Here is a 15,680-nt window from a genome sequence, read left to right as displayed (position 1 = left end):
ACAGTGAAAGCTTGCTTATCCCGAGATAACAGTCTTGCCTAAGAACAACCTGGAGCAAGCTTGAGTATGCTTGAGGCTTGTTGATGAAAGAGAGAAGAAAAGGTTCGGATAGTGAACAAGGTGAGGCTGCATGGCTGGGGGCTGGTACAGTACCGAGGCCTATGGTACAATTGATGCCAATCAGCAAGAGAGCAAGGACGCCGGCGAGGCCCTCTCACTATAGGAGGCTGATGCGCTTGGCTCGTTTCTCCGGCTGCACCTATTTTCTGGCCTCCTGGCCCGGAACCTGCACGCCGGGCAGGCATTCAGGCACCTGCCACCGCTACAGGTCACTTTACCCAGGTCCAGGTCACGGGAAGATCAGGCCGGGCCAGGGACCACGAGCAAGCTTAAGCCACCAGCATATAAAAAAGGGGAAGGGCCCCCGCGAGCACCAGGGAGAGGAGCTATACCACTATGCAGCGACAGTACGCCATCCTCGGAGGCGGAGCGCTCGGCCTGGTCGCCGCCTACCGCCTGGCGCAGGCCGGCCAGTCGGTGATGGTCTTTGAGCAAGAGGAAATCCCCGGCGGATTGGCCGCCGGCTTTCAGGTCGAGCCTGGTATCTGGTTGGAGAAGTTCTATCATCACCTCTTCCGCACCGATCGCGCCGCTATTCGCTTGATTAAAGAATTGGGGCTTGGCCCACAATTGGTCTGGTCTACCCCTCGCACAGAATCGCTGATCGAAGGCCAGATCTACCGCCTCGATTCGCCAACGTCATTGCTGGCCTTCCGCCCACTGCGCTTCTATGAACGCCTGCGCGTCGGAGCCGTGGCCGCTTTTTTGAAATTGTCCCCCTCCTGGCCACTGGAGGGCCGCACCGCCGCTCCCTGGCTGCGGCGCTGGATGGGCAAACGCCCCTATGAACTGGTCTTTGAGCCGCTTTTTGTCAGTAAGTTCGGCGCCCTCCATGAGCAGATCGCCTTGCCCTGGTTTTGGGCCCGCTTCCATGACCGCACCACTAGCCTGGGCTACCTCAAGGGCGGTTTCCAACAGCTCTACGACCGCCTGGTGGAACGCATCGCTTCTCTCGGGGGCAAGGTCCTGCTCGGCACCCGCATCGAGGGCGCTGAGCCCCTGGCCGACGGCAGTTGGCAGGTGCGTACTACCCGCGGCACCTGGACCGTCGATCGCGTGATCTCTACGCTGGCTACTCGCCTGACGCTGCGCTTGATCCCCGCCCTGCCAGCAGACTACCGCTCCCGCTACGAGTGGGGCCAGGCCTACGGCGCCCATTGTCTGATCCTGGCCCTCGATCGCCGTCTGACCGCTACCTACTGGCTCAATATCTGCGATCCAGGTTATCCTTTCCTGAGCATCGTCGAACATACTAATCTGCGCCCCCCCGAGGAGTACGGCGGTCGCCATCTGCTCTACCTGGGCAATTATCGCCCGATGGATGATCCGCTCTTCCACATGGAGAAAGCTGAGGTCCTGGCCCAGTTCTTACCTCACCTGCGCCGCATCCGCCCCGATTTCGATCCCTCTTGGGTACGCGAGAGCTGGATGTTTCACGCTCCTTTTGCCCAACCGATCGTTACTCCCGACTACCGCGAGCATATCCCACCCCTTAAGACCCCCCTGCCTGGCCTCTGGCTGGCTAATATGTTTCAGGTCTATCCCCATGATCGCGGCCAGAATTATTCGATCGCGCTGGCCGAACGCCTGGTTCGCCTTATCCTGGCGGAGGAGAAGACGACCCCCTCTCGACGCTGAGAGGAGGGAACTCCCCTTCTCCTTCCTCTCTTGCCTTGATCCTCTAGCTCCCTCCCCCCTTTTTCACAACTCTACACTACAATTAGAGTAGTTATTAACTTGACAGCAATCAATTCTATTTTACCTATTCTAAGCTGTTAAATAGGTGATTCTCTGCCAAGAGATAGTATGCTCACCGCTGCATGGAAGCAGCAGTAGCCCGCTATAGCGAGAAGAAGAGGAGGAGGGTTGATGAGCCAGGCTCGTTTCTCACGTCAGCAGCACCCGCTGATTTGGCTGTTCACGCTGTCGCTACTTACCGCACTGCTTTTACTTGACCCCTTAATGGGCACACGGCTCCGGGCCGATCATTTCCTTATGCCGAAGGCCAGCTCAGCCAGTCGCCTCCAGGGAAAGGCACCAGGCAGTAGCGGTCATACCGCTGTGTTGACCTATAAAAACGATAATTGGCGCAGCGGCCAGAATACGACTGAGACGATTCTCACCCTGAGTAATGTTAACGCCCAGAGCTTCGGCAAGCGCGTGGCTTACCCAGTCGATGGACAGATCTATGCCCAGCCCCTCTATGTCCCCAACCTCAACATAAATGGCCTGCCCCACAACGTCGTTTTTGTGGCCACTGAGCATGATAGCATCTATGCTTTCGATGCCGATGCCCAGGCCAGTACTAGCCCCCCTCCTCCACTCTGGCATGTGAATTATCTGTCCCCCGGAGAGACAACAGTGGCCTGGGAAGACGTGGCCTGCGGCGACACAGTGCCAGAGATCGGCATTACCGGCACGCCGGTCATCGATCTGTCTACACGGACAATGTTCTTTGTGACCTTCTCGGAGAATAGCAGTGGACAGTTCTTCGATCGGCTGCATGCCATCGATATTAGCACGGGTCGCGAGCGCCCGGGCAGCCCGGTCGTGGTTCGGGCCAGTGTCCCAGGTCAGGGCGCCGGTAGTCAGAACGGCACCGTGAGCTTTGACCCCCGCTACGAACGCCAGCGTGCCGCTCTTTTGCTAGCGAATGGCCAGATCTACATTGCCTGGGGTTCGTTCTGCGATAATATGCCTTACCACGGCTGGATTATGAGCTATAGCTACGATGGTAGCGGCTTCCATCAAACCCATGTCTTCAACGTGACACCCGATGGGGCCGGTGCGGGAGTCTGGCACGGTGGCGGCGGCCTGGCCGCCGATGGCGAGGGCAATATCTACTTTATCAGCGGCAACGGCGATTTTGAGCCGACTGCTCCCCGCCCGTCGCTGGGCGATAGCTTTATCAAGCTGAGTCCCGATCTGCGCCTGCTGGACTACTTCGCCCCCTTCAATCAAGAGTGCCTGGGCGAGGCCGACGCCGATCTTGGCTCCGGCGGGCCTCTTTTGCTCCCCTCCTACCAGGAGCTGATCGGCGGCGGCAAGGAGGGCCGCATCTATGTGCTGGATACCAATAAGTTGGGCCAGTTCACGACGATCAGTCAGCCCTGCACAGAGACGAATCGAAGTCGCACCGATGTCGATCAGGTGCTCCAGGAGACACCACCCAGCACCGTCGGCGGTATGTATGGTACCCCCGCTTATTGGCGGAGCGCTAATGCGGAGTATGTCTACGTTTCCAGCGTCGGACACCCTACTCTGGCCTACCGCCTGCAGCATAACAGCAAGGGGCAGGCTTTGCTCTCATCTGCACCAAGCTCACAGACACCTGAGCGCAGCTTTCTTTTCTCTGGTGGCAATCCTTCGCTCTCTAGCAATGGGACCAGTAACGGTATCCTCTGGCTGATCGATCCCAGCGGCGTCCTGCGCGCTTACGATGCGACTAACCTGTCCCATGAGTTGTATAGCAGCTCCCAGGACGCAGACTACGATACGCTCGATAGTTATGTGAAGTTTAGTACGCCAACAATTGCCGATGGCCGGGTCTTCGTGCCGACTAAGACGACTTTGACTATCTACGGTCTGCTTAATAAGGGGAGCGCTCCACCTCCACCGGTGACCTATAACAATGTGGGTATCAGCGACGATTTTACGCAGAACGTGCAGGCGGCCAACTATGACGGCCTGGGCTATAGCTACTCAGCTACGGCTCTGGCTCAGGTGGGGATTACTCCCGGGGCGAGCGTGCTGTGCAACGGCCTGGCCTTTATTTGGCCAGACCTGCCCGCCGGCGTTAAGGATAATTACCAGGCCAACGGTCAGACAATTCCTTTGAATAGCGGCCCAGGCATAACCCTGCTGGCCTTCCTCGGCTCGGCTACCCAAGGTTCGACTAGTGGTATTGGCCGCATTAATTATAGTGACGGCTCGACACAGCCGTTTACGCTCGGTCTGACTGACTGGACCACTAGCACGCCAGCTTTTAATAATAAGCTGGTGGCGACGATGAGCTACCGCAATGGACCTGGCGGTCAGCAGCCCGTCGCAGTTTATCTGTTCTATGCCGATGTGGCGGTCGATCCAACCAGGGTGGTTAAGAGTGTGACGCTCCCTCCAGAGCCTTCCGGCCCCAGCCGCTTGCATGTCTTCGCTATGGCAACGCAGGGCCTCTATGGGAGCTACAACAACATTGGGGTGAGCGATGATCACCTGCCCGCCCATGCCAATTTCGATAATGCCGGCCATAGCTACTCGTTGCAAGCTCTACAGCAGGCGGGCATCAATCCCGGCGATAACGCCTTCTACCGCGGCGTATCCGGTGTGGTCTTCCAGTGGCCTAACGCAGCCGCTGGCCAGCTCAATAACTATATTGCATGCGGGCAGACTCTGCCGGTGGCTCCTCAGAAGAATGCCAGTTTGCTGGCCTTCCTGGGCGCGGCCTCGGGCGGCCCTTCATACGGTACAGCCTATGTCAACTACAGTGACGGCAGTCGCCAGGCGTTTACGCTCGGCTTTAGCGACTGGACCCTTAATGACGGCAAAGCTAGCAGACCGTCCTTCGGCAACGGTATCTTTGTCGTCCTGCCTTACCGCAACCAGCCTACGGGACAGGAGCCAGTGAAAACCTATATCTTCTACGCTGAGGTGGCTCTGCAAAGCGGCAAGTCGGTTAAAAGTGTGACTCTACCGGCGAGGGTGAATCAGGGCCTGCTGCATGTCTTTGCTCTTTCGACGAAGACGGCAGAGGATACACCTTACAATAACGCCGGCACGAGCGATGATAGCAATCCCCAGGCCGCTAATTTCGATGGCGCAGGGGCTAGTTACTCAGCCCAGGCTCTGGCAGCCGTTGGCGTCTTTCCCTGGCAATCGCTGAGCTACAATGGAGTGGTCTTTAGCTGGCCCAATGTCCCATCAGGGGCTAACAATAACTATCTGGCAAATGGGCAGACCATTCCTTTGAGTGGCGGCCCCCATAAGACCGTGTTGGCTCTGCTGGGTGCCGCTGATCACAGCGATGCCTCGGGCGCTCATGGTCAGGTGCTGGTCCGCTATAGCGATGGCTCGCTTCAGCCCCTGCCGCTCTGCCTGAGCGACTGGACTCTAGGGAACGGTTCCTTCGCGCCAAGCTGTGGCAACAGCATCGCCATTGTGACCGCTTACTATAATGGCCCCAGCGGTCCGCAGCTCCAACGAGCTTACGTCTTCTATACAGAGCTACCGCTTGATCCTGAGAAGACGGTGAAGAGTATCACGCTACCAACGACGGTTTTGGGAGGCCGCCTGCATATCTTTGCCCTCGGCTTCAAATAGTGTGAACAGCATAGGGGAGCGGCTTGCGCTGCGGATCTGCAGTCTCGCCAGCTCCCCTGTTCAGGCGCAGTCACCGGCTCAGGCGACAATCAACCGCCGCCTCGATCCTGCCAGTCTCGCCGCGTCGCTTAGGGCTCCGACAGATGCCCTCCCTGGCGCAGACGCTGGAGCTGGGCGCGCCCGGCCTCCAGACTGATCCCGAGCTTCTCTAGAACCTCGCTCGCCAGGGTTCCATGCTGACGCAGGAGCGCCAGGAGGAGATGCTCGCTGCCAACAGAGCTTAGTTGCTCCTGATGTGCCTCGTCGACCGCCCACTCAACAGCCTGTTTGGCCTCGTCAGTCAGGCCAAGCCATTGCCTCTGACTGTCAGGATGGGCGGCCAGTTGCTCGGCAATCGCTTGTTCCGCAGCCTCCCTCAACCGCTGCGGCTCTACCTCTAGCTTATTCAGCAGCCTGGAGGCATTGGTTGCCTCACCGCTCGCCAGTCCGACAAGGAAATGCTCCGGCGCAATGTATGTCTGCTCGAATCTTTCTGCAGCTTGTTGCGCTTCTTTGAAGATGTTCCTTGCGCTGCTGGTAAAGTAGTGGGAATGGGACTTGATCATGTTTTTCCTACCTTCGTTGCCAGGGAGCAAGCGGGTGCGCTGCCGCGAACCGCGCTCCGCTCTTGCCTGTATGTACGGCCTGCCGCTTTCACTTGCGCCGGCCTGGCCTTTTCTGACGCACTGCTCTCATCAGCTTTTCAATGCCTTTTCGGCGCATTGAACGCGTCAGATAGGCGACCAGCTTCTACATTATAGCATCTCCTGATGAGCGTTGCAGCATAATGCCGTGCAGAAAAACAGGGATTCAAAGGGTGTCTGAGTTTGTGTTATAATCAAACCCAGGCTGTTTTTTCTCTTACTCACTACTTTGCGGGATCGCAAGAAAGGGGTGGTAGGGGCTATGAAGCCACTTGTCGCCATTGTAGGCCGACCGAATGTCGGCAAATCCACGTTTTTCAATCGCATGATCGGTGAGCGGCGCGCCATTGTCGAGGATCTGCCAGGGACAACGCGCGACCGCCTCTATGGAGATACAGAGTGGAACGGGCGAACGTTTACGCTGATTGACACTGGCGGCCTGGCCCTTGGTGAGGCCGCTCCTCCGGGCCAGGTTGGTTTAAGCGGGGTCAGCGGCGATTTGATGGATCACGTGCGCGCTCAGGTGCGCCTGGCCATCGAAGAGGCCGATGTGATTGTCTTTATGGTCGATGTGCGCACAGGCGTCACTCCCGCTGATGAGGAGGTGGCCGCCCTCCTGCGCCGCACCAACAAGCCGGTGATTCTGGCCGCCAATAAGGCTGATAACGACAGGCAGCGCCAGCACGCTCCAGAGTTCTATGCGCTGGGCCTGGGCGAACCGATCGATATCTCCGCTTTGCACGGCCTGGGCACCGGCGATCTCCTTGACAAGATCGTCGAGTCTTTGCCGCCAGAAAGCCCTGAAGAGCAGGCCGAGGAGGACGAAACCGAGCAGGTTCGCATCGCGATCGTCGGGCGCCCGAACGTCGGTAAGTCGTCGCTGCTTAACCGTATTCTGGGCTACGAGCGCGCCATTGTGAGTGAGGTGCCCGGCACCACGCGCGATATGATCGATACCGAGCTGCTCTTTGAAGATCGTAAGCTGGTGCTCATCGATACCGCCGGCATCCGGCGGCGCGGGCGTATTGAGCCGGGTATCGAGAAGTATAGCGTGATGCGCTCGATGCGGGCCATTGACCGCTGCGATGTGGCTTTCCTCTTGATCGATGCTGTCGAGGGATTGGCGGCTCAGGATACGCATATCGCGGGCTATGTTCATGAGCAGGCTAAGGGCATTATCGTTGTTGTGAATAAGTGGGATATTGTCCAGGAGCAGCGCCGGGCCGCACGCCGGGGAGAGCCTCTCAGCCTGGCCAGGGAAATCGCTGAAGCCGAAGAGTACCGCAAGATTCTGAGCGCGGGTCTCAAGTTTATTCCGTATGCCCCGGTGGTCTTTGCTTCAGCAAAAACTGGCTATCATGTTCAGTCGCTGCTGCGTAAGGCCATCGAGATCGCGGACACCCGCTACGTGCGCATCCCCACGGCGCGCCTCAATGAGGTCGTTCAGGAGGCGATCCGCCGGCATCATCCGACAACGGTTCACGGGCACCAGCTCAAGATCTTCTATGCTACTCAGGCTCAGGTGAATCCGCCAACGTTCGTCTTCTTCGTGAACAACCCGGATTACCTCCATTTTAGCTACGAGCGCTACCTGGAAAACCGTCTCCGCGAAGCGTTCGGCTTCGCCGGAACGGGAATCCGGATGATTTTCCGTGCCCGTTCGAAGGTGGAGCTACCACGCTTGGGCTAGGCTCAAGCCAGGCTCTGTTCAGGCTGCTCCATAGATTGGGGTTTGCTTTCATCGCTTGCCTGTCTTGCTGCCTGCTTGAGCCACTGATGTCCGTTGGTACGCATCTCACTTATATACTCTTCTCGCCGGCCTCCAATAGCAGAGTCTCCTTATATGGGGGGCAGTGCGTGTACCTGTGGGTGGAGGAAGCACCTAGGTGGAATGGGACACGCTGCTTTGACGATCGTTGTCTGTGTTGTTTGTTGCCCTTTGCGAAGGAGGTTGCGATCGATGCAAGGGACGAATCTCCAGGGTATGCGCGTGGCTATTCTGGCAACGGATTACTTTGAGCAGGTTGAGCTGAGCGAGCCGAGGAAGGCGCTGGAAGAGGCTGGGGCCCGCACAGCCATTGTGGCGCCAAAGGCCGGTCAGATCCAGGGAGTGAATCATGTTGAGAAGGGTGACAGCTTCCCGGTCGATCTGACGCTACAACAGGCCAATCCAGACGAGTTTGATGCGGTCCTTTTGCCGGGCGGGGCTTTGAATGCCGATGCCCTGCGCGTCCAGCGTGAGGCCCAGGAGTTTGTACGGCGTCTTGACGCTGCCGGCAAGCCTATTGCGGTCATCTGTCATGGCCCCTGGTTGTTGGTCTCCGCTGGCTTAGTACGGGGACGCACCTTAACAAGCTACCATACGATCCAGGACGATATCCGCAACGCCGGCGGCAACTGGGTGGATCAGGAGGTTGTGCGTGATCGCAACTGGGTGAGTAGCCGCAGCCCTCGCGATCTGCCCGCTTTCAATCGGGCAATGGTCGAGCTGTTTGCTCAGAGCCGGGTGAGCGCCCGTGGCTAAGTTCGCGCGGTGCAGCCCGAAGGCAGACTAGGACCGAACTCCTGATCTGGTCTGGTCTGGCCGGCGAGGGATGAGGTGCCTGGAGAGCAGCGCTGGAGAGTCCAAGGTCAGCAGCGCTGCTCTTGCAGGTACCTTTTTGTTGGCCGGCTGACCGGCTGATAGTGCTCTCTGCCCGTCAGCAGAGAGGCGCGCACTGGAGGCCTGCCCGCCGCTCCTTGCTCAGGCTCGCTTGTTTGACAGCCACCGATATTCAGGCTATTGTAAGGTATGGGTCAACGATTGCAAGCCCGCTATCAGGCAGCACCCTCATAATCTAGCCTGGCATCATCTTGCACGCAAAACGAACAGGGCACCGATGAGCACTGAAACGCTACCGGCCAACGAGAGCACCGCGCTGGCTAGCGAGCTGGCCCAAGCACGGCGCAGGCGGAGACGCAGCATTGCGATCTTTGTGATCGTGAGCCTGCTCAATGTGGCGCTGCTGGCCGTGCTGTGGTCGCAGTTGTTGACACCCGCACCGGGACAGAACAGCACAAATAGTCAGACAGCTCCCGCGGGTTTCAGCGGTCCAATGGTAGGAAAGATGGCGCCGGATTTCCGTCTGCCTTTGCTGGCTCCTGGTGCCGGGTCTCATAGTTCGGTCGCTCTCTCCGATTTTAAGGGACAGGCGATTGTCTTGAATGTCTGGCAGTCCTCTTGCGAGCCGTGCCAGCGCGAGGCTCCAGTCCTTCAGGCTACCTGGCAACGCGTCCAGGGTCAGGGTATCGTCTTTCTAGGCCTCGATTTCCAGGACAATCGCAACGATGCGCTCAGCTTCTTGCAAGGGCACGGGATCACTTATACGAATGTCAGCGATAGCAGCGGAGCGACAGCTATCAGCTACGGTGTGGCCAATCTCCCCACGACGATCTTTATCGATCGCACGGGCAAGATCGTGGGCTGGCATGAGGGTGAGCTGACAGTCCAGCTCTTAGAGCAGGGCCTGAAATTGCTGAGTCATTGAGATTAGAAGGTCAGAGAGCTGTGCTATGCAGAGCCAGCTTTTGAAGAAAGCATGAGCGTTCTACTCAGGCAGGGAAGGGAAAACGGGACGGTGGCCTACGAGGCTGAAAGGGGCTGGCTATGGATTGGCTGCTGGCGCTGCTGCCACAGGCGCTGCTGCTGCTGATGCGGGTGACACATACCCTGGCCGCCGCTGCCTGGATTGGCGGTAGTGCAATGTATTTATTGGTCGTGCAGCCGGCTCTGCGTCTGGCTCCTGCGCCTGAGTTGGCTGCTAAAATAGCCGCGCGTTTCAGGCGCCTGGTCAATGGCTGTGTCGGCTTGCTGTTGGTGAGTGGGGCCTTTTTAACAGTGGATCGCCTGACGGAGACGCGCCTCGGTCTGCCTTATTTGCTGACGCTGGGCTTGAAAATTACTCTGGCTTTGGGTCTGTTCGCTCTGGCTTTTTATCTGGGACAGAGCCCGATTCGCCGGTTGGCTCGCCGCTCGTCGCGCTTTGCTCAGGTCGCTCCTCGCTTGATGTTGGCCCTAGGCGTGCTAGTCTTTGCCCTCGGCGCTCTGCTCAATATGCTGTTCGAGGCCAGCCTGACAGGGATAGGCCATTAGCTGGCCTGCAGAGTCGAGGGATCGGCTGGCTCGGTTGGCTGTCTGCTCTGCTGGCAGTGATCACGCTGCTGGGCTCCGATTGCCAGAGGTAGGTGAGGCGGAGTGAGGACCGCAGAGAGACAGGGAGCGGGTGCCGCAGTTCAATGAGCGGGTAATTATGAAGGCGAGTGAAGCGCGAGCCTGCCTGTGGACCAGGCTCGCTTTCCAGCTGTGTGGAGGTTCCCTTCGTGCAGTCGGCTGTGGTTTCTACTCAGACTGAGAAAGATACTGTTCAGACGCCAGCGCCTAAGCGCCGGCGCTTACCGGCTGGTCTGCTGATCGCTGGTCTGGCGATCGCCGCTGCTGTCATCTATTTGATTGTGGCGAATACGCGTTCTAGCGCTGTCTATTATATGACGATCTCCGAGTTAAAGCACTGTACGACCTGCAGCAGTCAGGCGGTACGGGTCATGGGCGTGGTACAACCCGGCTCGATCGCGCGCCACGACCAGACGCTGAGCTTTGTGATTACTGACAATCGGCAGTCGCTGCCGGTCGTTTATAGCGGCGTGGTTCCTGATATTTTTCGCGCGGGCATTCAGGTAGTAGTTGAGGGCTATTATCGTGGTCAGGGCGCCTTCGAGGCCCAGACTTTGCTGGCAAAGTGCCCGTCGAAGTTCCAGGCCGCAACACCAACATCTGGCAGTAGTTGAACCGGGACCGCGCTGTAGCTCTGCTTGGTTTTCGTTCTCGGCTGATCTCTGCCTTCTCTGCCTGCTATAGGCGCAGCTTGCTGATGGAGCAACTGCCCCACTGTGGGAGTGTTTTTGAGGGAGAAGAGAGCTGTGTACGTTTCTGATCTGGGCGCGAGCGCTATTCTGTTGGCGCTGCTTTTCGCAATCTATACACCGGTGGCGGCGGTGGCTGGGGCCTGGCGGCAGAATGAGGCGTTGGTTGCAAGCGCTCGACGGGCGACGCTGGTGGTCGCGGCTTTCCTGATATTGGCCTCAGCGGCCCTGGTGGCCTCTTTTCTGCTGCACGACTTCGGCGTGAGCTATGTGGCGCAGCATTCCAGCCTCAGTATGCCCTGGTATTATGTGACGGCGGCTTTCTACGGCGGTCAGGAGGGTTCACTGCTCTACTGGGCTTTGATGTTGGCCCTGTTCTCCGCCCTCTTCGTGCTGACCTCCCGCCGCGCACCCGCAGCGCTGGTTCCGTATGTTCTGGCCACGCTGATGGCTATCGAGACCTTCTTCTTGTTGATGCTGGCGACCGTCTCCAGTCCCTTTGTGCGTCTCGCTCATCCGCCTGCCGATGGCGTGGGCCTGAACCCGCTGCTGATGGACCCGGGCATGTTGCTGCATCCGCCGCTGCTGTTGATGGGTTATATGAGCTTTTCGCTGCCGTTCGCGTTTGCTGTGGCGGCGATGATTACAGGGCGGCTTGATAGTGAGTGGCTGCGGGCGCTCCGACGCTGGATGTTGGCGGCCTGGACCATCCAGAGCGCCGGGTTGTTGATGGGGGCCTGGTGGGCCTATCATGTGCTCGGGTGGGGCGGCTACTGGGGCTGGGACCCGGTGGAGAATGCGGCGCTGTTGCCCTGGTTGACGGCAACGGCTTTCTTGCATTCGACAATGGTCCAGGAGCGCCGCGGCATGCTGAAGGTCTGGAATCTGGCGCTGGTGATCGCTTCCTTCGCTTTGTCGATTTTCGGCACCTTCGAGGTGCGCAGCGGTATTATTAGTTCGGTCCATTCTTTCGCGTATTCGACGATCGGCTCCTATTTCCTGGCCTTCCTGGCGCTGATCATTATCTTTAGTCTGGGCCTCTTCTTTTTCCGTCTGCCTCGCCTGCGCGCTGAACAGGAATTTGACTCAGTGGTCTCCCGCGAGGGGATCTTTCTGGTGAATAATTTGCTGCTGGTCGGGATTGCCTTTGCGACACTCTGGGGAACTCTCTTCCCTCTGATTTCGGCGGCTGTGCGCCATGAGGAGATGAGCGTCGGGGCGCCTTTTTATAATCAGGTGACTGGCCCGCTCTTCTTGCTGCTCTTGTTGGCTATGGGCATTGGGCCGTTGCTGGCCTGGCGCCGTACTTCCTTGCAGGCGCTGCGTCGCAATGCCGGTCCTCCGGCGCTGCTGGCGGCTCTCTGCGCTGCCATTTTGCCTTTGCTTGGGGTACCGTCGCTGTGGGCTAATGTGGCTTTCTCGGTCTGCAGCTTTACCGGCTGTGCGATTCTGTATGAGCTTTGGCGCGGGGTGCGCGTGCGCCATCGCCACGGAGAGCCGTATCTGCGTGCGCTGCTCATGCTTTTCGCACGCTATCGCCGTCGCTATGGCGGCTACCTGGTCCATCTGGGCTTGTTGATCTTGGCCGTGGGGGTCATTGGCTCGCACTTCTTCCAGCAGCAGAGCGATGCTACGCTCAAGCCTGGTCAGCAGGTGAGTATCGCTGGCTATCAGCTGGTCTATCTGGGCAATATTGAGAATTTCTATCCTGAGAAGGATGTGGTGATGGCTCAGTTCCAGATCTGGCAGCATGGTCAGCTTTTACGCTATATCTATCCCGGGCGCCAGATCTATCACAACTTCAGCGATCAGCCGGCGAGCATGATTTCGATTACGACCTATGGGCTGACGGATCTCTACGTTTTCCTGGAAGACTGGCAGGGGGCCGCGCAGGCGACCGTCCACATCTATGTGAATCCGCTAACGGTCCTGGTCTGGCTGGGCGGTTTGGTCATGATCTTGGGCGGTGTGGTTTGCTGGTGGCCCGAGCCTCCTGCACGGGTCCGCTTCAGCCGCCTGGCTCCTTCGCCTGCCGCTGTCGAGGGCAAGGGGACTGAGGCACCAGGGAGGTCGCTCGCCCAGGCAGCGACGGCTCCAGGCGGGCCCGTTGCTGAGGCCAGCAGCGCTAAGGAGAGGCAGGCTGTGGTCTCAGCCCAGGTTGTTGAGCGCGCTACGACGCCGTTCCTGTCAGGCTCGTCGGACCTGGCGGGAGAGCGTGGGGGGGAGGCGAGTCAATGAAACGGCTACCGCGGCAAGCGCTTGTTCCCGCACTCGCCTTGCTGCTTGTCGCGACCATCGCCCTGGTCTGGTGGCTTGTCTATCTCTCTCATCCAAGGGCAACCACGCTGGATCAGCGAGTAGCTGAGGTGGCCTCTCAGCTCCGCTGCCCGGTTTGCCAGGGTGAGTCAGTGCAGGATTCGCCCTCAGAGCTGGCTCAGCAGATGCGCGCTGTTATTCGCCAGCAGCTGCAGGAGGGCCGCTCAGAGCAGCAGGTGATTCAGTACTTCGTAGATCGCTACGGGGAGACCATTCTTTGGAATCCGCCTCGCCAGGGCTTCAGTTTGCTGGTCTGGCTGATTCCGCCGGCCATCCTCTTAGGGGGAGCCGTGCTTATCGGTTTCGTCTTACGCGAGTGGCGTCAACATCGTCAGGCTCAGTCTGAGACAGTGGAGGCTGAGGCCGGGTCGGCTCTCGTCGATCCAGTGCCTGATGAGGAGCTGGAGCGCTATCGCGCCGAGTTGGAGGCCGAGCTGTCCGCAGATGATCCGTTGTTCCAGCCGTTACCGACACAGAGGGGGTCTTGATGATCTTTCCTGGTTCGCCGCTGGCTCTCCTGCTGACTATTCCATTAGGGCTGTTGGCCCTGGCTCTGGTGCTTTATCCACTGGTGCGCCCAGCCGAGCATCAGGCTGGCCTCGCTGCTGAAGAAGGTTGGAACTCGCTTTCGGCGACAATGCCAGGCCCGGGGCCTTCTGAGGAAGAGTCGGCGGCGCGGGCTGCTCTCCATGAAGTCGAGTTAGAGTATCAACTTGGTAACTTGACGGAAACTGATTATCGCTCCTTGCGGGAGCGCTATCTACGGCGTGCGTTACTGGCTATCAAGGAGCGTCATTCACGTGAAAAGGAACTGGATGCCTTGATTGAAGAGCGCTTGCGCCTGTTGAGGGAGGAAGATGCCGGAAGAAGCAATGGTGTCTAGTGGTGGGCCTGCTCCTGGCCGCTGTTCCTCGGCTGCTGCCTTTTCGCTGCTAGCTTTCTTTGCCTTGCTCTGGCTGCTGTCCCCCGCTGCTTCGGCCCGGGCAGCCAGTGGAGCTGGCACGGGCACGATTCGCGGCCATCTGGTGAATGGAACGCATGATCAGGCACCGGTCGCGGGTCAAAGTGTGACTCTGCAAATGGCGCAGGATGGGTCAGCACGCGATCTGACGACGCGCAAGACCGATAGTCAGGGCGCCTTTGTCTTCACCGGCCTGTCAACGGCCAGTACGGTCAAGTATGCGGTTTACACCCGCTATCAGGGCGCTCAGTATGTCTCAGATCTCATCGATCTTAGCAAGCAAGCAGTACAGCAGATTGAGCTAACGGTTTACGATGCCAGCAGCAGCAGTGCGAATGTGGCAGTCGTGCAGGCGACGATTCTGGTGCACGAGCCTGACGCCAGTAAGGGGACATTCAGCGTCTCGGAGATTTACTTTTTCCAGAACGTCGGGAAAACGACCTATGTCGGGTCGCTGAACGCCGGTCAGGGACGCCCCAATGCTCTGCTCTTTTCGCTGCCCCAGGGAGCGCGCAATGTAGCTCTGGCCCAGGGTTTTAACGGTGTAGAGGCCGTTCAGGTTGCCGGCGGCTTCGCCTGCGATGCAGCGGTGCCACCGGGAGAGACCCAATTTTCTTTCTCGTTCGAGGTACCATATCAGAGCAGCAGCTATGATTTTGCCTATACTTTCTTCTACCCGACGGTTCAGCTCTCGGTCTTAACACCGCCCGCCCTGCAGGCCAGCTCGGGCGCGTTGCCCTCCAAGGGATTGATGACGGCGAATAATCATCCTTATCTGCTGCTACAGAATCAGAATTTCCGCAACGGTGACCAGGTGCATATTAAGCTGCAGGGCCTGCCACTGAGCAACAACCAGAGTCAAGGCAGCAGCTTGATGCTGGTCCCAACTTGGGTCTGGATTGTTAGCGGCGTGCTGGTGATGCTGGTGATCATCGTCTTGTCCTCGCTTCTCTACCATCTCGTCCAGCGTTGGCGCGAGGGCAAGGGTCGCGGTCGCCCGCAGGCCCAGAAACACACTGCTGCGGCACGTTCGGAGCCAGCAGCAACGCGCTCCCGCGGAAAGGCCGCCCCTGAGAGCGATGAACAAGATCGGCTGCTGCGTCAGTTACTGGAGCTCGACAAGGCCTTCGAGGAGGGGCGCCTCAAGAAGGCAGAATATACAGAGGAGCGTGCGCGTATTAAAGAGCGCCTGCGCGTTCTGATGAGCCTTGAGCAAGAAAAGGAGAGTCGCAAGGGGGCCAAGGAACAGCAGGCCGTTGAGAGTGCGCGCTCATCTGCGACTGGTAAACGCCGGTCAGAGAAAAGCTGAGCCGAAAAGAGCTTGCACGAACGGAAGATCTGGGCTGGCTGGATTTCACGCTGCGTCACGTACGGTAGAGCACGGT

The 15,680-nt window shown here is 58.7% G+C and carries 12 protein-coding genes; 11 read left to right on the top strand and 1 reads right to left on the bottom strand.

What is annotated here, in order from left to right; genetic code table 11:
• Window positions 1–456: 456 nt before the first annotated feature.
• On the top strand, window positions 457–1,758 hold the full coding sequence (locus tag AC6H1L_RS12820) for an NAD(P)/FAD-dependent oxidoreductase (RefSeq protein WP_497597884.1): 1,302 nt from the start codon (window positions 457–459) through the stop codon (window positions 1,756–1,758).
• A gap of 231 nt (window positions 1,759–1,989) precedes the next feature.
• A complete protein-coding gene (locus tag AC6H1L_RS12815; protein ID WP_497597883.1) occupies window positions 1,990–5,436 on the top strand; it encodes a beta-sandwich domain-containing protein in 3,447 nt (1,148 codons plus the stop codon).
• Between the two features lie 128 nt (window positions 5,437–5,564).
• On the opposite strand, the gene AC6H1L_RS12810 is transcribed toward AC6H1L_RS12815, so the two are convergent.
• The gene (locus AC6H1L_RS12810; RefSeq protein ID WP_497597882.1) at window positions 5,565–6,041 is read right to left on the bottom strand and encodes a Clp protease N-terminal domain-containing protein; all 477 of its coding nucleotides are present in this window, start codon (window positions 6,039–6,041) and stop codon (window positions 5,565–5,567) included.
• Between the two features lie 340 nt (window positions 6,042–6,381).
• Here AC6H1L_RS12810 and der point away from each other — a divergent pair, with 340 nt between their 5' ends.
• The 9 genes from der to AC6H1L_RS12765 all read left to right on the top strand — a co-directional run bounded on the left by der (window position 6,382) and on the right by AC6H1L_RS12765 (window position 15,604).
• Window positions 6,382–7,809, top strand: coding sequence for a ribosome biogenesis GTPase Der (gene der / locus AC6H1L_RS12805; protein ID WP_497597881.1), 1,428 nt, complete (start codon window positions 6,382–6,384; stop codon window positions 7,807–7,809).
• 270 nt (window positions 7,810–8,079) lie between these two features.
• Window positions 8,080–8,643, top strand: coding sequence for a type 1 glutamine amidotransferase domain-containing protein (locus AC6H1L_RS12800; RefSeq protein ID WP_497597880.1), 564 nt, complete (start codon window positions 8,080–8,082; stop codon window positions 8,641–8,643).
• A gap of 355 nt (window positions 8,644–8,998) precedes the next feature.
• Window positions 8,999–9,646 carry a TlpA family protein disulfide reductase gene (locus AC6H1L_RS12795; RefSeq protein ID WP_497597879.1) on the top strand — a complete coding sequence of 216 codons (648 nt, stop codon included), beginning with the start codon at window positions 8,999–9,001 and terminating at the stop codon, window positions 9,644–9,646.
• Between the two features lie 119 nt (window positions 9,647–9,765).
• Window positions 9,766–10,251, top strand: a complete 486-nt coding sequence (locus tag AC6H1L_RS12790) for a CopD family protein (RefSeq protein ID WP_497597878.1) — start codon at window positions 9,766–9,768, stop codon at window positions 10,249–10,251.
• A 227-nt stretch (window positions 10,252–10,478) separates the two neighbouring features.
• Complete coding sequence (locus tag AC6H1L_RS12785) at window positions 10,479–10,943, top strand: cytochrome c maturation protein CcmE (RefSeq protein ID WP_497597877.1); 465 nt, start codon at window positions 10,479–10,481, stop codon at window positions 10,941–10,943.
• 132 nt (window positions 10,944–11,075) lie between these two features.
• Window positions 11,076–13,256 (top strand): heme lyase CcmF/NrfE family subunit, encoded by a 2,181-nt coding sequence (locus tag AC6H1L_RS12780; protein WP_497597876.1) that lies wholly within the window; start codon window positions 11,076–11,078, stop codon window positions 13,254–13,256.
• Window positions 13,253–13,822, top strand: a complete 570-nt coding sequence (locus AC6H1L_RS12775; protein ID WP_497597875.1) for a cytochrome c-type biogenesis protein — start codon at window positions 13,253–13,255, stop codon at window positions 13,820–13,822. The genes AC6H1L_RS12780 and AC6H1L_RS12775 overlap by 4 nt, the downstream gene beginning before the upstream one ends.
• Entirely contained in the window at window positions 13,822–14,217 is a 396-nt protein-coding gene (locus AC6H1L_RS12770; protein ID WP_497597874.1) for an SPASM domain-containing protein, read from the top strand. The genes AC6H1L_RS12775 and AC6H1L_RS12770 overlap by 1 nt, the downstream gene beginning before the upstream one ends.
• Window positions 14,192–15,604 (top strand): carboxypeptidase-like regulatory domain-containing protein, encoded by a 1,413-nt coding sequence (locus AC6H1L_RS12765; protein WP_497597873.1) that lies wholly within the window; start codon window positions 14,192–14,194, stop codon window positions 15,602–15,604. Before AC6H1L_RS12770 ends, AC6H1L_RS12765 begins: the two co-directional genes overlap by 26 nt.
• Window positions 15,605–15,680: the final 76 nt, after the last annotated feature.

The organism is Thermogemmatispora argillosa (assembly GCF_059696725.1).
This window is presented reverse-complemented; position numbering and strand designations above follow the sequence as displayed.